Source organism: Gordonia sp. 11cp (genome assembly GCF_057767225.1).
The window spans coordinates 2,692,503-2,716,003 of record NZ_CM173437.1 but is presented as its reverse complement, the minus strand read 5'-3'; the positions used below and the strand labels follow the sequence as shown (position 1 = coordinate 2,716,003).

Sequence of the window (23,501 nt, the reverse complement as noted above, 5' to 3'; positions counted from 1 at the left end):
CGACACGTGAGCCGTTCACCCATCCTGACCAGGCATTCCGAGGGCGGGGCGGTGCCCGGTCCCGGAGACCTCCAATCCGCCGACACCGCGTGGCACTACGGTGATCCGCTCGGTGAACAACGAGCCGCCTACGGCGGCGGGGAGGAACGAGCCGGCCGGAGCGGCGTGATCATCGTCGACCGGTCCGACCGAGCCGTGATCGAGATCGCCGGCGCCGAACGCCTGACCTGGCTGCACACGATCACCAGCCAGCACATCGCTGCCCTCCCCGACCGGTCGAGCGCCGAGAACCTCTCCCTCGACGCCAACGGCCGTGTCGAGGAGCATTTCGTCCTCACCGACATCGACGGTGTCACCTGGATCGACACCGAGGGTTCCCGCGGTGACCCGCTGCTCGGTTTCCTCACCAAGATGGTCTTCTGGGCCAAGGCCGAGCCGGCGGCGCGACCCGACATGAAGGTCGTGACGCTCATCGGCCCGGGGGCGCTCGACGGACCGGTCGCCGACGTCCTGGAGATCGGCGCGGACACCGACGTCTACCAGGCCGGCGGGCTGCCCGAGACCCACCACGAGGACGAACCGCTCGGTTTCTGGCGGCGCATGCCCTCGTTCGGCGAGGATCGGGACCTGCCCGTCGTGGATCTGATCGTGCCCGAGTACGTGCTGACGCGCTGGTGGGACGCCCTGACCGAGGCCGGCGCACGGATGGCCGGCAGCTGGGCGTACGAGGCGCTCCGCGTGGCCGCCCGCCGCCCGCGGCTGGGCGCCGACACCGACGAGCGCACGATCCCGCACGAGGTCGACTGGATCGGCGGTCCCGACGAGCTCGGCGCGGTCCACCTCGACAAGGGGTGCTACCGCGGCCAGGAGACGGTCGCCCGGGTCCACAACCTCGGCAAGTCGCCGCGACGGCTGGTCCTGCTGCACCTGGACGGCAGCAGCGACGAGCGCCCGGTGCCCGGCGATCCGGTGACGGCCGGCGGCCGGACCGTCGGCCGCCTGGGCACGATCGTCGACCACCACGAGTGGGGTCCGATCGCTCTCGCGCTCGTCAAACGCAACGTGGGCACAGATGTCGAGCTGACCGTGGGCGCAGAGACCGCCGTGAGCGCCCGGATCGACCCGGACTCGATCCTCGAGGACGACCGGATCCAGGCGGGACGCGCCGCCGTGGAACGCCTCCGCGGCGGTTCGGCGGTTCCGGGACACCAGAGTTGAGCGAGGGCGTGGTGCTGGCCGTGTGCGCGGCCGGCGACGACGTGATCCTCGAGGGCATCGGCCGCTCCGCCATCGACAAGCGCCCCCGTCACGGACGCCTCGTCGTCGACGAGCTCGGCCTCGTCGACGACCACGTGGGCAACAAGCGGCACCACGGCGGCGTCGATCAGGCCGTGTACGCCTACGCCGACGCCGAGGCGCGCCGGTGGGCAGAGGAGCTCGGACGTGAGCTTCCTTACGGATGGTTCGGCGAGAACCTCCGCATCGACGGCATGGCGGTCACCGACGCGGTGGTCGGCGAACGGTGGGAGGTGGGCGCCGACGGTCTGGTCCTCGAGGTGACCATCCCCCGCGTCCCCTGCAAGACCTTCGCGGTCTGGGCGGGTGAGCCGCGATGGATGAAGCGCTTTCTCGATCAAGCCGATTTCGGCACCTACCTGCGGGTTGTCCAGAACGGCAGCGTGGCGCAGGGCGATCGGATCAGCGTCGTCCACCGCCCCGAACACGGCGTGCGATCACGCGATCTGCTCGCCGGCGGCGACCTCGAGGCGATCCGGTCCCTGCTCGCGCGAGACGATCTGCCGGCCAAGGTCCGGCGTGAGGCGACCAAGATGGTGAACAAGTCGGAAAGACGCGTCGGCGCGGCAACCCAGGGTGGACAACACAAATCCTAGAGGCGCGCTAGACTGGTCCGCACGACAGAATTACTTCAAGAGAACGGGGCCGCCAATCGTTTGGCCGCCCCGTCATTGTGCGAGGGGGTCCCATATGGGCCGCGGCCGGGCAAAGGCAAAGCAGACGAAGGTTGCACGTCAGCTGAAGTACTCCACTCCGAACACCGATTTGGAAAGCTTGCAGCGTGAGCTCTCCGGGCAGGGCGATCCGGTTGTAGAACGACCGGATCCGGTGGACGACTGGGTGGACGAAGAGGAGTGGCGACGCGCTTGACGCGCACACTCTTCGGGCGTTGATCTCTCGACGCCTGGGATCACCCCACACACTCTCCGCATGAGCGGACCCGCGGCGACGCGGGCCCATAATTTTGTACGCACCACCCGTTTTCGGATGGGTGGTGCGTGCTCATGCGTTGGTCGAGGGTGATCGAATCATCGTCAGACACCGACGCTCGCCGAGGGTTACCCCTCCGGCGAGCGTCGGTGTTCTGTATGTGGCCGCGCCTCGAACGATTGTCGTTGCGAGAGTGCGGTTTCGGCCGATCCTAGAAGCGCGGGTGCTCCCCGAGCAGACTGACACGCGCGTCTGTGTCGGATCTGTCGCTCGCACGCTTGACCGTGCCCAGGACCCAGTTGTCGACATGCCGGGCGGTCAGCACGGCCTGCGCCCGGTCGGTGTCCTCCGGCGCCACGACCGCGACCATGCCGACGCCCATGTTGAAGGTGCGCTCCATCTCGAGCTGTTCGACCCGGCCTCGCTGCCCGATCAACGCGAAGATCGGCGCGGGCGTCCAGGTGTTGCGCTCGAGCTCGGCGACGAGGCCGTGCGGGATCACGCGGGCGAGGTTCTCGGCGAGGCCGCCGCCGGTGATGTGCGCGAACGTACGGACATCGGCCTCGGCGATCAGCGCCAGGCAGTCCCGGGCGTAGATCCGGGTCGGCTCGAGCAACTCCTCGCCCAGGGTGCGCCCGAACTCCTCGACGTGGCCGAACAGGTCCATGTGACCCCAGTCGAGCAACACCTTGCGGGCGAGCGAGTAGCCGTTGGAGTGCAATCCCGACGACCCCATGCCGATGACGACGTCGCCGGCGCGCACGCGATCCGGGGTGAGGACGTTGTCGGCCTCGACGACGCCCACGGCGGTGGCGGACATGTCGTAGTGGTTGTCCTGCATCAGACCGGGGTGCTCGGCGGTCTCACCGCCCAGCAGCGCGCAGCCGGCTTCGACGCACCCGTCGGCGATGCCGGCGACGATCTGGGCCACCGTCTCGGGGACGACCTTGCCCACCGCGATGTAGTCCTGCAGGAAAAGGGGTTCCGCGCCGCAGACGACCAGGTCGTCGACGCACATGGCGACGAGATCGCGACCGACGGTGTCGTGTTTGTCGATGGCCTGCGCCACGGCCAGTTTGGTGCCGACGCCGTCGCTCGCCGCGGCGAGGACCGGCTCGCGGTAGTTGCCCTTGAGCGCGAACAGGCCGGAGAAGCCGCCGATTCCGCCGAGAACCTCTGGTCGCGACGCACGCTTGGCATGGGGTGCGATGAGTTCCACAGCCCGCTCACCGGCGTCGATGTCGACCCCGGCCGCCGCATACGAGGCCGGTGTCGCGCTCCCGGCCGTCTCGTCGGCAGCAGCATCCCGCTCCGTCATCTCCGCAGCACTCCCGTTCCAGAATTCTCGGTCGAACGTTGTTTCCGGCGTGTTCGCCGACGGGTCATACGGTACCGGAGGGTGGTTGGCGCGAAATCAGGGCCGCATGACCGCGCTGACGTTGTCGTTCGGCTTGGTCAGGGGGTCCACCGCACGGTCGCCGGCGGCACTGGCCAGCATCTGTTCCAGGACGGCCTTGCCCATCGAGGTCTCCTTGGGCAGCTCGATCGGGTATTTGCCGTCGAAGCATGCCGCGCACAGGGACGAGGCGCTCTGACCGGTCGAATTGATCATCTCGTCGATGCTGATGTAACCGAGCGAGTCGGCACCGATGGCCTGGCGCACGCCCTCGACCATGCCTTCCTCGGATTCCATGCCGTTGGCGATGAGCTCCGCGGGTGAGGCGAAGTCGATGCCGTAGAAGCAGGGCCATCGGACCGGGCTCGACGCGATCCGGACGTGCACCTCGGCCGCCCCGGCCTCACGCAGCATCCGGATGAGCGCGCGCTGCGTGTTGCCGCGCACGATCGAGTCGTCGACGACCACGAGTCGCTTGCCGCGGATGACCTCGCGCAGCGGATTGAGTTTGAGACGGATACCGAGCTGACGGATCGTCTGCGACGGCTGGATGAAGGTGCGGCCGACATAGGCGTTCTTCATCAGGCCCTGGCCGTACGGGATGCCCGATTCCTGGGCGAAACCGACGGCCGCCGGCACGCCGGACTCCGGCACCGGGATCACCAGGTCCCCCTCGGCGGGATGCTCCTTGGCGAGGCGCCGGCCGATCTCGACGCGGGTCGAGTGGACCGAGCGGCCGTGGATCACCGAGTCCGGACGGGCGAGATAGACGTATTCGAAGACGCACCCGCTCGGGGTCGGCTCGGCGAACCGTGAGCTGCGCACGCCGTCGGCGTCGATGGCCAGCAGCTCACCCGGCTCGATGTCGCGGACGAACGACGCGCCGACGATGTCGAGCGCGGCGGTCTCCGACGCGACCACCCAGCCGCGATCGAGGCGGCCGAGCGACAGCGGGCGCACGCCGTGCGGGTCGCGCGCGGCGTAGAGCGTGTGCTCGTCCATGAAGGTCAGGCAGAAGGCGCCCTTGAGGGTCGGCAGCAGTTCCATGGCGGCCTGCTCGATGGAGCTGTCGGCGGCGCCATGCGCGAGCAGTGCTCCCACCACATCGGAGTCCGAGGTGGCCGCCGAGCTCTTGATCCCCTGCTCACGGGCACGAGCGGCGAGGTCGGCGGTGTTGACCAGGTTGCCGTTGTGACCCAGGGCCACGCCGGTGCCGGCGTCGGTGGTGCGGAAGATCGGCTGCGAGTTCTCCCAGGTGGTCGAGCCGGTGGTGGAGTAACGGCAGTGGCCGATCGCCACGTGGCCGCTCATCGCTCCCAGCGTCTGCTCGTCGAAGACCTGGCTGACCAGCCCGAGGTCCTTGAACACGACGACCTGGCTGCCGTCACCGACCGCGATACCCGCGGCCTCCTGGCCGCGGTGCTGCAGGGCGTAGAGCCCGTAGTAGCTGAGCTTGGCGACGTCCTCACCGGGCGCCCAGACGCCGAAGACACCGCATTCCTCACGCGGTTCGTTCTCGGGTTCGTCCAGCGGGGCGGGGTTGATCGCGCCCGCACCGCGTGCAGAACATCCGCCCGCCGTCGTGGGAGCGAGCAGGTTCATGTTGGCGATCGAATGATCAGGCATCGACTAGCTCCCTGGGGCTGCGAATCGGTCAGTCGAGTGGGCTGGGAGACATCACGGAGTTTACGGGTCGGTCGGCTCCCGATGCGAATCTTCCAGCAGTGTCGGCCTGCGGGTAATTCCACGACACCCCGGCGAGTGATGAATCACACTCCGGTTCCGCGGTCACCCGACGACGCGATCGGGACGAGCGGGAGCAGATCGGCGATCAACCCGGCCCGGTGTCCGGAGGCGTCGACGTCGCCGGCGGCGAGGGCGTCGTCGTAGGTGAGGACACCGGCCACGAGGAGCAGCCAGGTCCGCGGCGACATCTCGACGACGTTCGGCGGCGTCCCACGGGTGTGGCGGGGTCCTTCGATGCACTGCACCGCGACGAACGGGGGTACGCGGACCTCGACCGAGTTGCCGGGCGCGAGCTGTTCGAGCGTCCGGGCCGACTGCCGGACGGCGTCGGCGAGGGCGGCGCGTCCCGGCGGCGGCGCGGTGGGGTCGACGAGCCAGTCCGAGACGGCCAGCACTGCGGCTCGGACCTCTGCTGGGTCCACTCTCCTGCGTGGTGGCACCCGGCCATTCTCCCAAGAGGGTTCGGGGCGGCTCGGATCGGGCAGTATTGACCGCATGGGAGCCGAGGTGTCCAAGCAGCAGTTCACCGGCGAGGACCGGGTCCGTTTCCGGCGCCAGGTGGGTCGCGGGACGGAAGCGATCGCCAGGATGCTCGCCGACGGATTGTTCACCGATCAGGGTCGTCCGCCGAAGCCGCTCCTCGGCATGGAGGTCGAACTGAACCTCGTCGACGAGCAGATGCGGCCGGCGATGGCCAACGCCGCCGTCCTCGAGGCGATCGCCGATCCCGACTATCAGACCGAACTCGGTCAGTTCAACATCGAGATCAACGTCTCGCCGCGACCTTTCACCATCGACGACACGATCTCGCTCGAACAGGCGCTGCGCACGTCGCTCAACCGGGCCGAGCAGCGCGCCGCGCAGACCTCGAGCCACCTGGTGATGATCGGCATGCTGCCCACGCTGAAGTCCGAACACTTTGCACATCACTGGATCTCGGCGAACCCCCGGTACGACCTGCTCAACGAGCAGATCTTCGCGGCCCGGGGTGAGGACCTCGAGATCGACATCACCGGTGTCCCACTGACCGACACCCACCACACCGAGCACCTGCGCACCGCGACCGACTCGATCCTGCCCGAGGCCGCCTGCACCTCGTTGCAACTACATCTCCGGGTGGCACCGGAAGACTTTGCCTCCCACTGGAATGCCGCTCAGGCCATCGCCGGGGTGCAGGTGGCCCTGGCCGGCAACTCGCCGTTCCTCGCCGGGACCGCGTTGTGGCACGAGAGCCGCATCCCCGTCTTCGAGCAGGCCACCGACACCCGTCCGCTGGAACTGAAGAATCAGGGCGTGCGGCCCCGAGTGTGGTTCGGGGAGCGATGGATCAACACCATCTTCGACCTCTTCGAGGAGAACACCCGCTACTTTCCCGCCCTTCTCCCGGTCTCCACCGACACCGATCCGCTCGCCGAGCTCGACTCCGGACGCATCCCGACCCTCGACGAACTGCGCCTGCACAACGGGACCGTCTACCGCTGGAACCGTCCGGTCTACGACATCCACGAGGGACAGGCACACCTGCGCGTCGAGAACCGCGTGCTGCCCGCCGGCCCGACGGTCGTCGACACGATGGCCAACGCCGCGTTCTACTACGGCGTCGTCCGCGGTCTCGTCGAATCCGACCGGCCGCTGTGGTCGCGGATGTCCTTCAACGCCGCCGCCGAGAACCTGCAGTCCGGCGCCCGCACCGGAATGGAGTCCCAGCTGTACTGGCCCGACGTCGGCTGGGTACGGCCCGACGAGCTCGTCCTGCGCCGGCTCCTCGTGCTCGCCGAGGACGGACTGCGCCGGTTCGGTGTCTCCGACAAGGCCCGGAAGCGCTACCTGTCGGTGATCGAGGGACGCTGCATCTCGCGCCAGACCGGGTCGGTCTGGCAGCGCCAGGCGGTCGCGGCCCGCGAGCGCGCGGGCGAGAGCCGGGAGCAGGCGTTGCAGGGCATGTTGCGCGACTACGTCACCCAGATGCACGAGGGCGAACCGGTACACACCTGGCAGGTCTGACACCCAACGGTCGATCAGGGGCGACGAGCCTGCTTTAATGGAAACAATTTCCATTAAGGAGGCTCCGTTGAAGGTTCGTGCATCCATCCGTTCACTGAAGAACCAGCCCGGCTCGCAGGTGGTCAAGCGCAAGGGTCGCATCTTCGTCATCAACAAGGGCAACCCGAGATTCAAGGCGCGCCAGGGCTGATCGAAGCGATCCGGTTGCGTTTTGTCCCGGTTACCGGGACAAAACGCAACGGGATCTGTCAAGCCGGGATTGCGGCTACTTCTGCGCGAAGAGCCCCCGGCCGGTCACGAGCGGGAGGTCGAGTGCGGTGACCAGACCGGGCTTCGCATCGACCACCGCCGCAACGGAATTGACCAGTCGCATCGCGGTGACGATCATTCCGGACACGTTGTGGTCGCCGTTCTCGCCGTGATGCCCGAACTCGACGGCCATCTCGGGCTCGCCGGCGATCGCGATGCGGTAGCAGCCGTCACCCTCGTGCGGGGACGGCCATTCCGGGCACTGATCGGGATGGGTGCGCGTATAGTGCTCCAGCACAACACGATCCACGCCGTCGACCTGGCCGGCCACCTCGAAGCGGACCGCAGCCATCGTCCCCTTCGGGATCTCGACGGAGACCGTCGAATAGTCACGATCGGCCGCCACCCGCTCGACGCGTTCGACGAGTGGCTCGTCGAGCACCAGGTCGAGTCCGGCGGCGATCTGTCGCACGACACTCCCCCACCCCATCGACAGGATGCCGGGCGCGAAGATCAGCGGCGTGGTGTCCAGCGGCTGTCCGAAGCCGAACAGGTCACGCATGACCACCGGCTGGTAATAGGTCGAGTAGTCGGCGATCTCCTGACAGCGGACCTCGTCGATGCGCTGGGACAGGCTGGTCATCGCCAGCGGCAGCACGTCGTTGGCGAAGCCCGGGTCGATGCCGTTGACGTGGAGGCTCGCGTTTCCGGCCTTCCCGGCGTCGGAGATCCGTTGCAGCAGTGAGTCGGGCAGGATGCCCTGCGGGAACTGCAAAACCACCGGGCCGCTCGAGACCACGTTGATCCCGTTCTCCAGGAAGAGGATCAGGTCCTCGATCGACTCCATGACGCGATCGTCGGTCATGGCGGTGTGCACGACGCAGTCCGGCCGCAAGGCGATCAACGCATCGCGGTCGCCGGTGGCGACGACACCCAGCTCGCGATCGAGACCGGCCAGCTCACCGGCATCCTTGCCGACCTTCGCGGGGTCGGACACCCACACCCCCACGAGTTCCAGGTCTCCCCGGGCGTCGATCCCGGCGATGGCATGTCGTCCGACGGTTCCGGTCGACCACTCGACCACTCGCAATGTCATGCGAATCAAACTAGAACACGTTCCAACTTCGGCGTGCCGATTCGGCGAGATGCACTCCACTAAGGTCGGGAGCTGTGACTGCCATGTCGCCCACGGACCCCGCCGACGCCCCGATCCACATCGACCACGACGGCCATCGGACGATGCTCAAGTGGCACCGCGGCCGGCGCCGCGCCGACGACCCGGCGTTCACCGCGACCCGGATCGTCGAGGGCATGCGGCTCGGCGCGAGCATCGAAGTCGATCTGGTGATCCACGCCGACCGGGGTTTCGCCGTCCTGCACGACCGCACCGTCGATCACGCCACCACCGGTACCGGCGCGGTGTCGGCACTCCCGGCGTCGTATCTGCGGGACCTGCACCTGCGGGACAATTCCGGCCGCCCCATCAACGACCGCGTCCTCCTGCTCGAGGACCTGACCGACCTCTTCGACGGGGTGGACATCGCGCCCACCGCGTCGCTTCAGCTCGACTTCAAGGAGGACGACGCCGCGCTCGACGCCGCGGCCGTGGAGGTGTTCTCCCGCAGCGTCGCACCCCACGCAGGGCACTACATCCTGTCGTGCGGCGACGCCGCGGCGGTGGAGACGCTGACCTCGGCCGCGCCGGGCGTCCGGATCGGTTACGACCCTTGCCATCACGGCGCCGCCGAGGCAGCACTACGGTCCGGGGACTTCGACGGGTTCGTCGACCGGGCGGTGGCGGCGTCACCGGATGCCGAGATGGTGTACCTGGAGAATCGGCTGATCCTGGCCGCCGACCGCCGCGGCCACGACCTGATCGGCGCATTTCACGAGCGCGGTCGTCTCGTCGACGGGTACACGGTGACCCGGGTCGGGCCACGCGTCGCCCCGGACATCAGGCGGCTGCTCGAGTTGCGGGTCGATCAGATCACGACCGACGACCCCGAGGCGCTGGCGACTCTCGATGTCGACGGCCCCGTACGCGATCCCGGTTCGCGGCTGATCCGCTGGATTCGCGGTGCCGCCGGGCGTTCAGACGTGGAGTGACCAGAGCGGTTCGACCGGGATGTTCCGGATCACGAACCAGGCCAGGACGACCACGAGCACGACGACGCCGGAGTATCTGAGGTGCTGCCAGCTGCGAACCCGGCGACCGGTCCACAGGCGCACGCAGTAGGCGCCGAAGGCGACGAGCAGCAACCCCATCGCCAGCACCCCGACGGCGTTGTAGTGCAGGGCGGCCGGGACGTCGCCGTGGAGCAGCGAGTAGATGGCCCGCAACGATCCACAACCCGGGCACGTCACGCCGAAGATCAGTTTGGTCGGACACACCGGAAGGGCACCGCCCGGCGTCGTGGGATCGGCGAACCACACTGCCGCACAGACCATCCCGGTACCGGCGACAACGGTCGCCGGCCCGAGGTACCGATGCTTCGAGAGGGCCGAGACCCGTCCGAGGACGGCCCTCTCGAAGCGCTCAGTACGTGGACGTGGACGCGGAGGCGCCGAGGAGGATGACGAAGAAGATGACATAGACGATGACGATCAGGACCCAGATGACGACCGACGAGATCGCACTCCACATCGCCCACTTCTTGGCCTCGTCGGCAGCCTTCTGCGCGCCGGCGTAGTCACCGGCCGCCCACAGCTTGCTGACCGAGGTCGACTTCACGATCGACACGATCCCGAGCGGCAGGCAACACAGCACCGTGGCCAGGATCGCCCAGACGAGGTTGTTGTCCGGTTCCGGACCGGCCGGGTTGCCGCCCGGGAACCCGCCGTACGGCTGCTGTCCGTAACCACCCGCGCCGTAGTTCGGCGGCTGGTTCGGATCATTGGGGTAGCTCATCTGCGCCCTTTCGACTCGGTCAGAGAACTCAAGGAGCGTAACCGACCGTGACCGGGCACGACACGTCCACAAAAGATATTGATTCCATTGACGTACAACGGAATCGTCACCGATCCGAACGTTGCGGGGCGCAACTAGGGCATGCGACTAGACGGCGTCGCCGAACAACCTCGGGAGGGTGCCCTCGTGCACCTCGCGCAGTTCGGCGAGCGGCACCGAGAAGTAGTCCTGGACGTCGACGGCGTCGCTGCCCTGATCGACCACACCGATGCGCGTCCACGGCATCGTGCGGGCGTCGAGCATCGCGGTGAACCGTGATTCCTCGGTGCGCGGGACCGCGACGAGCACCCGGCCGGCGGATTCGGAGAACAGCCAGACGAACGGGTCGGCGTCCTCGGGCAGCAGGATCCGGCACCCGGTCTCACCGGCCAGGGCCGCCTCGACGACGGTCTGGATGAGACCGCCCTCGCTGAGATCGTGTGCCGCGGAGATCAATCCGTCCCGGGACGACGCGGCGAGGATCTCGGCGAGCAGCCGCTCGCGCTCGAGATCGACCTGCGGGGGCACGCCACCGAGGTGGTCGTGGCTGACCTGCGCCCAGATCGATCCGTCGAACTCGTCACGGGTCTCACCGAGCAGGATCAGGGTCTCTCCCGGCTCGGTTCCGAGGCCGGTCGGGATGCGGCGGTGCACGTCGTCGATGACGCCGAGGACGCCGATCACCGGCGTCGGGAGGATCGCCGTCGCCCCCGTCTGGTTGTAGAAGCTCACGTTGCCGCCGGTGACCGGGATGCCCAGCTGCGCACAGCCGTCGGCGAGTCCCCGGACCGCCTGCTGGAACTGCCACATCACCGCCGGATCCTCCGGCGAGCCGAAGTTGAGGCAGTTGGTGACGGCCTTCGGCGTCGCACCGGAGACGGCGACGTTGCGGTAGGCCTCGGCCAACGCGAGCTGCGCGCCGCGGTAGGGATCGAGAAAGGTGTACCGGCCCGAGGCGTCGGTCGCCAGCGCGATGCCGCGCCCGGACTCCTCGTCGATTCGGATCATCCCCGAGTCCGCGTGCTCGGCGAGGACGGTGTTGCCACGCACGTACCGGTCGTACTGATCGGTGATGAACTTGCGGCTGCACAGCGCGGGCGAGGCGAGCATGGCCAGCAGCGTCTCGCGCAGCTGGTCGGGCGTGTCCGGGCGCTGCAGGGGTTCGGTGGTCGACGCGATGACGGTGTCCTGCCAGTCGGGTCGGGCGACCGGGCGCTCGTAGACCGGGCCGTCGTGGGCGACGGTGCGCGGCGGCACGTCGACGACGGTCTCGCCGTGCCAGGTGATGACCAGCTGATCGCCGTCGGTGACCTCGCCGATGACGGTCGCGAGGACGTCCCACTTGCGGCACACCTCGAGGAAGCGGTCCACGTTCTCCGGCGTCACGACCGCGCACATGCGTTCCTGCGACTCACTGGAGAGGACCTCCGCCGGGGTCATGCCCTCGGCGCGCATCGGCACCTTCTCCAGGTCGATGTGCATGCCACCATCGCCGGCCGCGGCGAGTTCGCTCGTCGCACAGGACAACCCGGCGCCACCGAGATCCTGGATGCCCACGACCAACCCGGCGTGGTAGAGCTCGAGACAGCACTCGATGAGCACCTTCTCGGTGAACGGATCGCCCACCTGAACACTCGGCAGCTTCTTCCGGTTGGGGCCGGAACCGTCGGAATCGTCGAAGGTCTCCGACGCCAGTACCGACACTCCGCCGATGCCGTCGAGACCGGTTCGCGCACCGAACAGGATGATCTTGTTGCCCGCGCCCGAGGCGAAGGCCAGGTGCAGGTCCTCGGTGCGCAGCACGCCCGCGCACAGCGCGTTGACGAGCGGGTTGCCCGCGTAGCTGGCGTCGAAGACGGTCTCGCCGCCGACGTTCGGCAGGCCGAGGGAGTTGCCGTAGCCGCCCACGCCGCGCACCACACCGTCGACGACGCGCCGGGTGTCCGGGGCGTCGGCCGGACCGAAGCGCAACTGATCCATCACCGCGATCGGACGGGCGCCCATCGCCATGATGTCGCGGACGATGCCGCCGACGCCGGTCGCGGCACCCTGGTACGGCTCGACATAGCTCGGGTGGTTGTGCGACTCGACCTTGAAGGTCACCGCCCAGCCGTCACCGATGTCGACGACACCGGCGTTCTCGCCGATACCGGCGAGCATGCTCGCGCGCATCTCGTCGGTGGTGGTCTCGCCGAAGTAGCGCAGGTGCACCTTCGACGACTTGTAGCTGCAGTGCTCGGACCACATCACCGAGTACATGGCGAGTTCCGCGTCGGTGGGCCGGCGACCCAGTATCTCGCGGATCCGCGCGTACTCGTCGTCCTTGAGACCGAGTTCGCGGAACGGTTGCGGATGATCCGGGGTCTGGGCAGCGGCTGAGACGGTATCCACCTGGGCACTCACGCAGACAAGTCTAGGCGGGCGCGGCCGGTTCCGGCCGCCGGGGCGGTCCGGGTGCGGACGGGCGGCCACGTTCCGGCGGGCGCGGACCGGCGGGGTCGGGCCCTGGGAGATCTGCGCCCGGTGCCGGCGCGGTCTAGCGATACTCTGTCCCCGGCGACCGCCCTCGCGGTGTGTCGCCGTTGCACCCGGGGAGATCGATACAGGGGACTCCGTACGGGATGGGACGACACAGGGGGAAGCGATGGCCGATGTCCGCAAGGCGAGGGCGCTCTTCGAACTCGGTGTCCTGTCGCTGAACATCCCCGTCGAAGGTCAGGAACCCGTCGACAATCCCGCGCAGGCGGCCAAGGCCTTCACCCGCGCGACCGAATGGGACCCGTCCCTGGGCGACGCCTGGATCGGCCGCCTCGCCTGCGGCGACAACAGCAACGAGGTCCTCCTGGGCCTCTACCGCGCACGCGGGTCGATCGGCGCCGAGCAGCGCCGGCTCGGACTTCCCCCCGGCACCATCGCGGGGCGCTGGTACACGGGCATGATGATCGACTTCCCGGCGTCGAGCGCCGTCGAGGCGACGGCCGCCTACGCCGCCAGCCTGGTCCGCGGCGCAGATTTCGCCGGTGCCGAGGAGGTTCTCGACGAGGTGCCCCCGGCCCATCGCGTGCCGATCGTGGACTTCGTTCGTGCCTTCCTCCATTTCGCCACCCAGCGCTGGCCCGACGTCCTGACGTCGCTCACCAGGTCCGATCGGTGGAACGACCCGTACATGCAGGCCGTCGCCGACTTCATGGCCGGAACGTCGTGTGTCCATCTCGGCATGCTCGGCGAGGGCATGCGGCGGTTGCAGAACGCGGTCGACGGCCCGATCGCGGCGTGTTCGACCCAGGCGATGTTCGTCTACGGCCTCGCGCTGCGCGAGCAGGGCCACGAGGAGAAGGCCAAGTCGATGTTCGAGCAGGCCTATGCTCGTGACCCGTCGCTGGCGGCCGCGGCCGAGGCGATCCGGTCGCCCTCCCTGCGCGTGACCGCCACGACGCCGGAGCAGATCGCCCAACGCACCGACCGGTGGGACCCGAAGTCGGTCCCCGATCGCGCCGAGAGACTGGTGTCGGGATCCGCAGACTCCGACACCCAGAGCTCGCTGGTGACCGAGGCGCAGCGCGAGCTGGCCGAACAGATCGGCCTAGACTCGGTGAAGCAGCAGGTGGCCAAGCTCCAGTCCACCGCGACACTGGCAAAGGTCCGCGCCGACCGCGGGTTGTCGACATCGGCGCGCAGCCTGCACCTCGCCTTCACCGGTCCGCCCGGCACCGGCAAGACGACGGTCGCGCGCATCGTCGCCAAGATCTATTGCGGTCTCGGATTCATCAAGTCCGACAAGGTCGTGGAGGCGACCCGCCGCGACATGGTCGGCGAGCACCTCGGCAGTACCGCGATCAAGACCTCGGCACTCATCGACTCCGCGATGGACGGTGTCCTGTTCATCGACGAGGCGTACACGCTGATCCAGCAGGGCTTGTCCGGTGGCGACGCGTTCGGCCGCGAAGCCGTCGACACGCTGCTCGCCCGGATGGAGGACGACCGTGACCGGCTCGTCGTCATCATCGCCGGCTACGACGCCGAGATCGACCGGTTCCTCGCGTCCAACGACGGCCTGGCATCGCGCTTCGCCCGCCGCGTGCGCTTCGACTCCTACACCCCCGACGAGCTCGCTCGTATCGCCGAGTTCATTGCGCGCAAGCGGGATTCGTCGTTGACCCACGAGGCGATGTTCGAGATCGAGCAGGCATGTTCGCCCCTGTACCACGACGTCCGCGAGCATCAGGGCACCACCCGCCGTGCCACCGACCTCGCGGGTAACGGCCGGTTCATCCGCAACATCATCGAAGCTGCCGAGGAGGAGCGCGAGTTCCGCCTCAGCAGTGCCGGCGATCTCGACGCCCTCAGCCAGGACGACCTCATGCGCATCGAGACCGCGGACGTCCGGGCCGCGATCTCCGGCGTCCTCTCCGGCCTCATGCGCTGACCGCCCGCCATCACCAGCCGGGTCCCGACCCGGATCACCTTCTCCGAGGAGTCCCGTCATGTCCGTCCCCGCCCGCCGCAACCGTCCGGCGCAGCAGGCCGCGACCATCACCCTGACCGCGCTGGTGACCCTCGCGCTCGGGGCGTGCTCGTCCGACGAACCCGCGCCCGCCCCCGGGACCGCCGCGTCGACGACGAGCAGCGTCGCGTCCAGCAGCACCGAGACCAGCAGCACCGAGCCCAGCTCCGGCGGGACCACCAGCGCCGAGTCGAGAACCCGCGGGACCACCACCGGAACGCCGACCCGCACCACCGCGTCGCCGTCGCGCGGGTCGGGTTCCGGGCCCGCGTCGACCATGACGTGCGCGGAGTTCCGCGGACTCGACGACGCGGCGCGGACGGCGGTGCTGCGCGAGCTGGACGTGACCTCGAACGCGCAACAGGTGGCCACCGTGGCGGCGACGGTCTGCCTCACCCGGCCCGACGACACCATCGCCGCTGTCGTCGCCGAACTCGTCCCGCGCTGATAGCTTTCTCAACCATGAGCGATCGTCCGTGGACCCTGCTGCACGGACCACTGTTCAGCCGCGACAGCCCCCTCGAGCGCAAGCACGCCGCGCCGCGGATCAGCGCCTACATCTACGGCAACATCCTGATCCTCGCGGTACTCATCCCGCTGCACGTCGAGGACGACTTCGTCGGTATCGCGATCCTCGCCGGCACCGCCGCGTCGACCTTCATCGCACACATCTTCGCCGAGGCGGTCGCCCGCCGGGTGTCCGACGGCCCGATCGAGCCGACGAGATCGGAGGTGCTCGGTCATCTCCGCGACTCGGTGCCGATCCTGACCTCGGCGCTCCTGCCCTGCGCGATCCTGCTGCTCGGCCTGATCGGCTGGATCGAACCCCGTACCGCCCAGCTCGTCGCGGAGATCGTGATCCTCCTGCGCATCGGCGGCACGGTCTTCGTCATCGACCGGCTCAACCACGAGCAGCTCAGCCGCGGAACGGTGTTCAGTGCCGGCGCGGTCACGCTGGTGGCGACCGTGATCGTCGTGATCAAGGTCGTCGTCACGCACTGAGGCGCGACGGGTTCGTCAGCCGCCCGCGCCCTCGGTGGTGACCGTGAGGATCGCCTCGGTGAACTCCGGCCGGCAGATGACGAGGTCGGGCAGGTAGGTGTCCTCGTTGTTGTAGACCAGCGGCGAACCGTCGATCCGACCGCACCACAGGCCCTTTGCCTTCGCGACGGCGACGGGCGCGGCCGAATCCCACTCGTACTGGCCGCCGGCGTGGACGTACGCGTCGGCCTCACCGCGCACGACCGCCATCGCCTTCGCCCCGGCGGACCCCATCGGCAGCACCTCGCCCGCCATGGCCGCGGCCACCTCGTCGGCGAAGGCCGGTGGGCGTGAACTGCTCACGACGACGCGCGGGACACCGGTCCGGGGCCGTGACGCGAGGCCCTCCACGGGCTCGACGGCCGAACCGTCGTCGAGATAGGTCACCCCGAGGGCCGGCAGCGCGACCGCACCCGCGATCAGTCCCTCGTCCGCCGACCAGAGCGCGACGTGCACGGCCCAGTCCGTCCGACCGCCGCCGGGTTCGTACGTGCCGTACTCGCGGGTGCCGTCGACCGGATCGATGATCCACACGCGCGACGCCGACAGCCGCGACTTGTCGTCGGCCGACTCCTCGGACAGCACCGCGTCGTCCGGGCGCTCCTGCGCGAGCCGCCCGAGGATGAACTCGTCGGACCGCCGGTCACCCTCCTGACCGAGCTCTTTGCCTGTCAATCCGCTGGAGCGCCGGATGTCGAGCAGGAGTTCACCTGCGGCGGTGGCCAGTTCGCCGGCCAGGGCACGATCGTCGGTCACGGGGATTCCTCTCGGTCGGGTACCGGGACGGCATGGAGCCAGCGCTCCACGCACTCACAGACCCAGGTTACGCAGCACCAGGTCGGCGACCTCGGACGGCGGACCGTCGTCGGGGGTGATGACCAGATCCGGGCTCGACGGCCGCTCGTACGGCGAGTCGATACCGGTGAACTGGCTGATCTCCCCCCGCCGCGCGCGGTCGTAGAGCCCCTTCGGGTCTCGTCGCTCGCACTCCGCGAGCGGGGTGTCGACGAAGATCTCGTAGAACGGCAACCCGCGCTCGGCGTGGATTTCGCGGGCCCGCTGCCGCTCTTCGGCGAAGGGGCTGATGAGCGAGACGATCGCCACCGATCCCGAGTCGGCGAACAGCGCCGCGACCTCACTGGTCCGGCGGATGTTCTCGCGCCGGTCGTCGTCGGAGAAGCCCAGATCCGAGTTCAGCCCGTGCCGCAGGTTGTCGCCGTCCATCAGGTACGCCGGACGCCCCTCGGCGACGAAGCGCCGCTCGAGCTCGACCGCCAGCGACGACTTGCCCGATCCGGACAGACCCGTCAGCCAGATCGTGGCGCCGTGGTGCGGACGGTGCTCGCGGGTGACCTTCGTCGCCTGCCACACGACGTGACTGTCGTGACTCACCGGCGCGGTGATCATCCCCGCCCCGACGGTCCGGTTGGTGGCCTCGTCGATCAGGATGAAGCTGCCGGTGTCCCGGTTGCGCCGGTAGGAGTCGAAGGTCACCGGCTCCTGGGTGTGCAGGGCGACGCGCCCGATCTCGTTGAGCGACAGCCCCTCCGCCTTTTCGTCGCGGTGCAGCGAGTTGACGTCGAGGCGGTAGTTGAGTCCGTTCACCTGCGCCCGGGTCAACCGGGTGCCGCAGAGCAGCTGATACCTGTTCCCCGGTCGCAGCTCGGCGTCCTCGGCGAACCAGCACACCATCGCGTCCAGGTCGCGGCCGACGTACGGACGGTTGTTGGGCCGTGCCAGCATGTCGCCGCGCACGATGTCGATCTCGTCGGCGAGTTCGACGGACACGGCCATCGACGCGAAGGCCTCGTCGACCGGCTGCCCTCCCGGCGCCCAGATCTCGGTGATGGTGGTGCTGAAACCGCTTGGCAAAACCACGATCTCGTCACCCCTGGCGAGCACTCCGCCCGCGACCGTACCCGCGTAGGCGCGGTGGTCGGCACCATCGCTGCGTTGCGGCCGGATCACGTACTGCACGGGCAGGCGGGTGTCGATCAGGTTGCGATCGGAGGCGATGTAGACGTGCTCGAGATGATTCAGGAGCGGCCGCCCCTCGTACCAGGGCATCGCCGCGGACTGGTCGACGACGTTGTCGCCCCGCAGGGCCGACATCGGGATGAAGGTCAGGTCCACGACGTTGAGCTTGGTCGCGAAATCGACGAAGTCCGCGCAGATCTCGTCGAACCGCTCCTGCGACCAGTCGACGAGATCCATCTTGTTCACGCAGACCGTCAGATGCGGGATGCCGAGCAGCGACGACAGGAAGGCGTGCCGCCGCGTCTGTTCCAGCACGCCCTTGCGCGCGTCGATGAGGATCATCGCCAGATCGGCGGTCGACGCACCGGTCACCATGTTGCGCGTGTACTGCACGTGACCCGGTGTGTCGGCGATGATGAATTTCCGCCTGGGCGTGGCGAAGTAGCGATAGGCGACGTCGATGGTGATGCCCTGCTCGCGTTCGGCACGCAGCCCGTCGGTCAGCAGGGCGAGGTTGGCGTACTCGTCACCGCGCTCGGCGCTGGTGCGCTCGATCGACTCGAGCTGGTCGGTGAAGATCGCCTTCGAGTCGTAGAGCAGTCGCCCGATGAGCGTCGACTTGCCGTCGTCCACCGAACCGGCGGTCGCCAGCCGCAGCATCTCCGTCGCGCCGCCGACGGCGTTGAGGTCGCCCATCAGAAGTAGCCTTCCTTCTTGCGGTCTTCCATCCCCGACTCGGAGATCCGGTCGTCGGCGCGCGTGGCACCGCGCTCGGTCAGCCGGGTCACCTCGATCTCCTCGATCACCTTCAGCACGTCGTCGGCGCCGGACAGGACACAGCCGGTACAGGTGGCGTCCCCGACCGTCCGGAACCGCACGGTCTCGGTCCGCACCTCCTCGCCCGGGAGCTCCTGCAGGAAGCGGGTTTTCGCGAGGAGCATGCCGTCGCGGGGAATGACCTCGCGCTGGTGCGCGTAGTAGATCTCCGGCAGATCGATGTCCTCGGCCGCGATGTACTGCCAGATGTCGAGTTCGGTCCAGTTCGACAACGGGAACACCCTGATGTGCTCGCCCTTGGCGTGACGTCCGTTGTAGAGCCGCCACAGCTCGGGTCGCTGCTCGCGCGGATTCCACGCGCCGAATTCGTCGCGGAAGCTGAACACACGCTCCTTCGCCCGCGCCTTCTCCTCGTCCCGACGCGCCCCGCCGAACACGGCGTCGAAACGGTTCTCGGTGATACCGCGCAGCAGCGCCGTCGTCTGCAGCCGGTTGCGGCTGGCGCCCGGCCCGGTCTGCTCGACGACCCGCCCGGCGTCGATGTCGTCCTGCACGGAGCTGACGATCAGGCGGACCCCGGTGTCGGCGACCACCCGATCGCGGTACTCGATCACCTCGTCGAAATTGTGTCCGGTGTCGACGTGCATGAGCGGGAACGGGATCGGCGCCGGCCAGAAGGCCTTGCGTGCCAGGTGGAACATCACCACCGAGTCCTTGCCGCCAGAGAACAGCAGAACCGGCCGTTCGAAGGTGGCGGCGACCTCTCGGAAGATGTGGACCGATTCGGCCTCGAGCGCGGCGAGGTGCGAGAGCTCGTAGCCGCGGTGGAACGGACGTCCGTCGGTTGTGGACTCGGTGCGATCCAGACGACGTTCGCCGTCGGCATCGATGGTGATGGCCACCGGAGCAACCCCCTTGACATGTCGAATATTCGACACTAAGTGTTGACAATGTGACACAAACCGTAGGTGACTTCTCCGCCGCGCGTCAACCGGCACGCGCCGCGTCGCCGCCGACCGCCCGGGTCGTCCGCATCGTCGAACTCCTCGCGGGTGCGGAGCAGCCGTCGATGACCCTGGCCGAGATCGTCCGCCAGACCTCGATGTCGCGCGCCACCGCCCATGCCGTCGTCTCCGAACTCGTCGAGTGCGGGTGGCTGATCCGGGATCCGTCGGCAGGCACCTTCGCCGTCGGACCGGCCTTCGTCGGCCTCGTCCGCAGCGCCGAGAGCGCCGATCACCTCGTCCGCTGGGCCGCATCGGCGGCGCGCGAACTCTGCGACCGATTCGACATCCCGTGTTTCGTCGCGCGGCGGACCTCGACGGATGCGGTCACCCTCGCCTCGCATGCGTTCCCGGCCCACCTCACCCCGGAGTCCGCGCCACATCCGTGGCTGCGCAACGGCAGCCGGATTCGGCTCCGTCCGCCGATCTGCCGCGAGTTCATCGCCTTCGACCCGGACGACGCACGGTCGGACTGGGTCGGCCAGGCCGCGGAGTCCACCCGCACACGACTCCGCATGGTGCTCGACGTCGTCGCCGACCGCGGTTATTCGATCGAGCGCATGACCGACGACCACGTGGCGATGATCGAGGCCCTCAGCTCCCTCGACACCATGTCGGACACCCTGCGCGCGAGGGTCGGGGACCTGCTCACCGAGCTGTCCGTCATCGACTACCTGCCCGAGGAGATCGATGCGTGCGCAGCCGACGACACCGGGGTGCCGGTGGTCACCATCGGCGCACCCGTCTTCGATGCCGGGCAGCGGGTGGTGGCGGCGATCGTCGTCTGCCCGAACCGGGAGCTCCGCGTCGACGAGCTCCACCGGCTGGGCGAGGCCACCCGGGCTGCCGCCGACGGGATCTCACGCCACCTCAGGTGAGAACCCATCCACCGATCGAATGAACATGCTGCGCCGAAACGACACAAAACGGGCTTTCCACGGGGAAACTGACCGGTGATCACGCCATCCGATCACCGCCACCAGCAAGGGAGTCGAGACATGCCCGGCACGAAGACGATCACCCGGTTGGCCGCCGCCGCCATCGCACTGACCTCGGCCGCCGGCCTCGGCGCCGCTGCCACCGGCGAGGCCAACGCGGTGACGCGCGAGTATCCGCTGTCGAACTGCATCGGCCTGAGCCCCAACGTCGTCGACGTCCCATTCCTGGCGCGGCGCACCATCGTCAGCACGTACGCCGGCAATGCCTACATCGCCACCGACTTCACCAGCTACTTCCCCGGCGGATACCAGTCCTCCGCACGCCTGGACTGGCACAACCTCGCCACCGGCAGGCGCGGCTCGAAGGTGAGCAACGTCCGCGTGAACCCGCCTTACCAGGGCGTCCACTACTTCGTGATCCCCGTCAGCCAGATCGGCAAGGGACGCGTCAACGTCACCTTCGGCGCGGTCAACCGCAACGCGCTCTGGAGCATCCCGTCCACGAGTTGCAGCGGGAGCGTCGTCATCCCCTGAGCCAGTTCCGCCGATCACCCACACCGACTACCAACCAAGCACTTGCTAGGTTAGTCTCGGGGGCATGAGTGACGTCGTCATCCCACCTCCGCTCGGACCCGACGATCTGGGCCCGGACACCTCACCGGTCGCCTACGAGACCGGCGGACCCGAGGGCGCGGTTGCCTATGTGACGCTGAACCGCCCGGAGTACCGCAACGCGCAGAACTCGGTGATGACCTATTCGCTCGACGCGGCGTTCCGCAAGGCGGTCGACGACGCCGCGGTGAAGGTGATCGTGTTGCGCGCGAACGGCAAGCACTTCTCCGCCGGCCACGACATCGGCACCCCGGAACGCGACTTCGACACCTACTACGAGAACGCGGCCGTCCTGCACTGGGACCACACCGACAAGACCGGGGCCGACCAGCGTCTCGCGCGCGAGATGGAGGTCTACATGGGGATGTGCCGCCGGTGGCGCGACATCCCCAAACCCCTCATCGCACAGGTCCACGGCGCCTGTATCGCAGGCGGTCTCATGCTCGCCTGGATCTGCGACTTCATCGTGGCCTCCGACGACGCGTTCTTCTCCGATCCCGTCGCACGGATGGGCATTCCCGGCGTCGAGTACTTCGCGCACGCCTTCGTGCTCGGCCCGCGCCGGGCGAAGGAGATCCTGTTCACCGGCGAACGTTTCACCGCGACGCAGGCCGCTGATTGGGGCATGGTCAATCACGTCGTCCCCCGCGACGCGCTCGAGACCAGGGTGAACGAGATCGCCGAGAAGGCCGTCGCCATGCCGATGCAGGGTCTGTTCCTCAGCAAGAAGGCCGTCAACATCTGCGAGGACCAGATGGGGCTGCGCACCTCCATGGACTCGGTGTTCGGGTGGCACCACTTCGCGCATGCCGCCAACTCCGAGGCGGGTGGCGATTCGCTCGGCGGCATGGACGCGAAGTCGATGAAGGCGTCGGCGTCCACCGGAACCGCAGCGGCATCGGGGAGCTGATCATGGACCTGCTCTTCGACGACGCCGCCGACGCCTTTCGCGCCGAGGTCCGCGCCTGGCTGGCCGACAACGTTCCGCGCGAACCACTTCCGTCGATGGACACCGCCGAGGGATTCGAGGCACACCGCGAGTGGGAGCGGACGATGGCCGCCGACCGGATGTCGGTCGTCAGCTGGCCCGAGGAGTACGGCGGCCGCGACGCCCCGCTGCTGCACTGGGTCATCTTCGAGGAGGAGTACTACCGCTCCGGTGCGCCCGGGCGAGTGAGTCAGAACGGCATCTTCCTGCTCGCACCCACCCTGTTCGAGCACGCGAGTCCCGCTCAGCTGGAACGCATCCTGCCGCGGATGGCCAACGCCGACGACATCTGGGGTCAGGCGTGGAGCGAACCCGAGGCCGGCAGCGACCTCGCATCGCTGCGATCGACCGCCGTGCGCACCGACGGCGGCTGGCTGCTCAACGGCCAGAAGACCTGGAGCTCGCGGTCGAGTTTCGCCGATCGGGCCTTCGGCCTGTTCCGCACCGACAAACAGGCACAGCGTCACAAGGGTCTCACCTACTTCATGTTCGACCTGCGCGGTGAGGGCGTGACCGTCCGGCCGATCGCGCAGCTCGACGGCGAGGCCGGGTTCGCCGAGCTGTTCCTGGAGAACGTCTTCGTCCCCGACGACCCGTCGAATCCGGGCGAGTCGGGTGTCATCGGCGAGGTGGACAACGGGTGGCGGGTCGCGATGAGCACCGCGGCCAACGAACGCGGACTGTCACTGCGCGCACCCGGCCGGTTCCTGGCCACCACCGACCGCCTGGTCGAGCTCTGGCGGTCGAACCGCGAGACCGTCCCACCGACGGCGAACACCGATGCGCGCGTGGCGGATGCGTGGATCGGGTCGCGTGCCTACGAACTGTCGACCTATCAGACCGTGAGTCGCCTCGCGGCCGGCGGCTCCCTCGGCATGGAGTCGTCGATCAACAAGGTCTTCTGGTCCCAGTGGGACATCGCCGCCCACGAGACCGCGCTCGACCTGCAGGGTCCCGCAGCCGAACTCGACGACCAGTGGACCGACGGCTACCTGTTCTCACTGTCCGGGCCGATCTATGCGGGCACCAACGAGATCCAGCGCAATGTCATCGCCGAACGCCTGCTCGGCCTTCCCCGCGGAGATCGGTGAA

The 23,501-nt window shown here is 68.4% G+C and carries 23 protein-coding genes; 13 read left to right on the top strand and 10 right to left on the bottom strand.

Annotated features, from left to right (window positions below):
* Positions 1-6: 6 nt before the first annotated feature.
* From ygfZ to AC3B6C_RS12140, 3 genes are all read left to right on the top strand, one after another.
* A complete protein-coding gene (gene ygfZ / locus AC3B6C_RS12150; RefSeq protein ID WP_488376172.1) occupies positions 7-1,218 on the top strand; it encodes a CAF17-like 4Fe-4S cluster assembly/insertion protein YgfZ in 1,212 nt (403 codons plus the stop codon).
* Positions 1,215-1,892 (top strand): MOSC domain-containing protein, encoded by a 678-nt coding sequence (locus AC3B6C_RS12145; RefSeq protein ID WP_238554035.1) that lies wholly within the window; start codon positions 1,215-1,217, stop codon positions 1,890-1,892. The genes ygfZ and AC3B6C_RS12145 overlap by 4 nt, the downstream gene beginning before the upstream one ends.
* 94 nt (positions 1,893-1,986) lie before the next feature.
* Positions 1,987-2,166, top strand: a complete 180-nt coding sequence (locus AC3B6C_RS12140) for a DUF3073 domain-containing protein (RefSeq protein WP_010842099.1) — start codon at positions 1,987-1,989, stop codon at positions 2,164-2,166.
* 271 nt (positions 2,167-2,437) lie between these two features.
* On the opposite strand, the gene purM is transcribed toward AC3B6C_RS12140, so the two are convergent.
* From purM to AC3B6C_RS12125, 3 genes are all read right to left on the bottom strand, one after another.
* Complete coding sequence (purM, locus tag AC3B6C_RS12135) at positions 2,438-3,544, bottom strand: phosphoribosylformylglycinamidine cyclo-ligase (protein ID WP_488376171.1); 1,107 nt, start codon at positions 3,542-3,544, stop codon at positions 2,438-2,440.
* 96 nt (positions 3,545-3,640) lie between these two features.
* Positions 3,641-5,248, bottom strand: a complete 1,608-nt coding sequence (purF, locus tag AC3B6C_RS12130) for an amidophosphoribosyltransferase (RefSeq protein ID WP_055475242.1) — start codon at positions 5,246-5,248, stop codon at positions 3,641-3,643.
* A 143-nt stretch (positions 5,249-5,391) separates the two neighbouring features.
* Positions 5,392-5,808 (bottom strand): sterol carrier family protein, encoded by a 417-nt coding sequence (locus AC3B6C_RS12125; protein ID WP_051129780.1) that lies wholly within the window; start codon positions 5,806-5,808, stop codon positions 5,392-5,394.
* Between the two features lie 55 nt (positions 5,809-5,863).
* Here AC3B6C_RS12125 and AC3B6C_RS12120 point away from each other — a divergent pair, with 55 nt between their 5' ends.
* Positions 5,864-7,372 (top strand): glutamate-cysteine ligase family protein, encoded by a 1,509-nt coding sequence (locus AC3B6C_RS12120; RefSeq protein ID WP_488376170.1) that lies wholly within the window; start codon positions 5,864-5,866, stop codon positions 7,370-7,372.
* 67 nt (positions 7,373-7,439) lie between these two features.
* Complete coding sequence (ykgO, locus tag AC3B6C_RS12115; RefSeq protein ID WP_044505924.1) at positions 7,440-7,562, top strand: type B 50S ribosomal protein L36; 123 nt, start codon at positions 7,440-7,442, stop codon at positions 7,560-7,562.
* Between the two features lie 75 nt (positions 7,563-7,637).
* Here the strand turns inward: ykgO and AC3B6C_RS12110 are convergent, their stop codons facing one another.
* The gene (locus AC3B6C_RS12110; RefSeq protein ID WP_488376169.1) at positions 7,638-8,717 is read right to left on the bottom strand and encodes an NAD(P)H-dependent amine dehydrogenase family protein; all 1,080 of its coding nucleotides are present in this window, start codon (positions 8,715-8,717) and stop codon (positions 7,638-7,640) included.
* Positions 8,718-8,800: 83 nt separating this feature from the next.
* Between AC3B6C_RS12110 and AC3B6C_RS12105 the strand changes: the two genes are divergently transcribed.
* Positions 8,801-9,727, top strand: coding sequence for a glycerophosphodiester phosphodiesterase (locus AC3B6C_RS12105; protein WP_488376168.1), 927 nt, complete (start codon positions 8,801-8,803; stop codon positions 9,725-9,727).
* Here the strand turns inward: AC3B6C_RS12105 and AC3B6C_RS12100 are convergent.
* The 3 genes from AC3B6C_RS12100 to purL all read right to left on the bottom strand — a co-directional run bounded on the left by AC3B6C_RS12100 (position 9,713) and on the right by purL (position 12,971).
* Positions 9,713-10,069 carry a DUF2752 domain-containing protein gene (locus AC3B6C_RS12100; RefSeq protein WP_488376167.1) on the bottom strand — a complete coding sequence of 119 codons (357 nt, stop codon included), beginning with the start codon at positions 10,067-10,069 and terminating at the stop codon, positions 9,713-9,715. The genes AC3B6C_RS12105 and AC3B6C_RS12100 overlap by 15 nt on opposite strands.
* An 88-nt stretch (positions 10,070-10,157) precedes the next feature.
* On the bottom strand, positions 10,158-10,529 hold the full coding sequence (locus AC3B6C_RS12095; RefSeq protein WP_010842108.1) for a CD225/dispanin family protein: 372 nt from the start codon (positions 10,527-10,529) through the stop codon (positions 10,158-10,160).
* A 147-nt stretch (positions 10,530-10,676) separates the two neighbouring features.
* Complete coding sequence (gene purL, locus AC3B6C_RS12090) at positions 10,677-12,971, bottom strand: phosphoribosylformylglycinamidine synthase subunit PurL (protein ID WP_193363227.1); 2,295 nt, start codon at positions 12,969-12,971, stop codon at positions 10,677-10,679.
* Positions 12,972-13,212: 241 nt separating this feature from the next.
* Here purL and eccA point away from each other — a divergent pair, with 241 nt between their 5' ends.
* The 3 genes from eccA to AC3B6C_RS12075 are packed head-to-tail and all read left to right on the top strand — an operon-like array spanning position 13,213 to position 16,074.
* A complete protein-coding gene (eccA, locus tag AC3B6C_RS12085; protein ID WP_488376166.1) occupies positions 13,213-14,994 on the top strand; it encodes a type VII secretion AAA-ATPase EccA in 1,782 nt (593 codons plus the stop codon).
* A 58-nt stretch (positions 14,995-15,052) separates the two neighbouring features.
* Positions 15,053-15,520: a hypothetical protein gene (locus AC3B6C_RS12080; RefSeq protein WP_488376165.1), complete on the top strand. Its 468-nt coding sequence runs from the start codon at positions 15,053-15,055 to the stop codon at positions 15,518-15,520.
* A 14-nt stretch (positions 15,521-15,534) separates the two neighbouring features.
* Positions 15,535-16,074 carry a hypothetical protein gene (locus AC3B6C_RS12075; protein ID WP_010842112.1) on the top strand — a complete coding sequence of 180 codons (540 nt, stop codon included), beginning with the start codon at positions 15,535-15,537 and terminating at the stop codon, positions 16,072-16,074.
* Positions 16,075-16,089: 15 nt separating this feature from the next.
* On the opposite strand, the gene AC3B6C_RS12070 is transcribed toward AC3B6C_RS12075, so the two are convergent.
* From AC3B6C_RS12070 to cysD, 3 genes are read right to left on the bottom strand one after another with little or no spacing between them, the layout of a single operon-like run.
* Positions 16,090-16,869, bottom strand: a complete 780-nt coding sequence (locus AC3B6C_RS12070) for a 3'(2'),5'-bisphosphate nucleotidase CysQ (RefSeq protein ID WP_055475248.1) — start codon at positions 16,867-16,869, stop codon at positions 16,090-16,092.
* 54 nt (positions 16,870-16,923) lie between these two features.
* Positions 16,924-18,786, bottom strand: a complete 1,863-nt coding sequence (gene cysC, locus AC3B6C_RS12065) for an adenylyl-sulfate kinase (RefSeq protein ID WP_055475249.1) — start codon at positions 18,784-18,786, stop codon at positions 16,924-16,926.
* Positions 18,786-19,733, bottom strand: coding sequence for a sulfate adenylyltransferase subunit CysD (gene cysD, locus AC3B6C_RS12060; protein WP_193748574.1), 948 nt, complete (start codon positions 19,731-19,733; stop codon positions 18,786-18,788). Before cysD ends, cysC begins: the two co-directional genes overlap by 1 nt.
* Before the next feature lie 86 nt (positions 19,734-19,819).
* Here cysD and AC3B6C_RS12055 point away from each other — a divergent pair, with 86 nt between their 5' ends.
* From AC3B6C_RS12055 to AC3B6C_RS12040, 4 genes are all read left to right on the top strand, one after another.
* Positions 19,820-20,749, top strand: a complete 930-nt coding sequence (locus AC3B6C_RS12055) for an IclR family transcriptional regulator (protein ID WP_055475250.1) — start codon at positions 19,820-19,822, stop codon at positions 20,747-20,749.
* A 120-nt stretch (positions 20,750-20,869) separates the two neighbouring features.
* Positions 20,870-21,343, top strand: coding sequence for a hypothetical protein (locus AC3B6C_RS12050; protein ID WP_488376164.1), 474 nt, complete (start codon positions 20,870-20,872; stop codon positions 21,341-21,343).
* A 64-nt stretch (positions 21,344-21,407) separates the two neighbouring features.
* Positions 21,408-22,331 (top strand): enoyl-CoA hydratase, encoded by a 924-nt coding sequence (locus AC3B6C_RS12045; protein ID WP_488376163.1) that lies wholly within the window; start codon positions 21,408-21,410, stop codon positions 22,329-22,331.
* A gap of 2 nt (positions 22,332-22,333) precedes the next feature.
* The gene (locus tag AC3B6C_RS12040) at positions 22,334-23,500 is read left to right on the top strand and encodes an acyl-CoA dehydrogenase family protein (protein ID WP_010842119.1); all 1,167 of its coding nucleotides are present in this window, start codon (positions 22,334-22,336) and stop codon (positions 23,498-23,500) included.
* The last annotated feature ends 1 nt before the right edge of the window (position 23,501 follow it).